This is a genomic window from Klebsiella sp. MS 92-3 (assembly GCF_000195655.1).
Taxonomy (GTDB): Bacteria; Pseudomonadota; Gammaproteobacteria; order Enterobacterales; family Enterobacteriaceae; genus Klebsiella; species Klebsiella pneumoniae.
Map to the genome: position 1 here is coordinate 19,986 of NZ_GL882831.1, position 217 is coordinate 20,202.

The window sequence follows — 217 nt, forward strand, 5'->3', positions numbered from 1 at the left end:
CGCGCAAGCGCAGCGCCGCCGGGCAAGAACTGCGGGCGCGGAGCCACTTTTGTGTCGGGTGACGGCTAACGCCTTACCCGACCTACGTTTAAGTGCTATTTGTCGCTCCGGGGAGCGCTTCAGAAAGAAGACGAAGCCCGCGACGGGAAACATGACGAGATACTGAGTGCGCCATCGTCGCGCAATTCATGCAAAAGAAAAACCCCCCCCCCCCCCC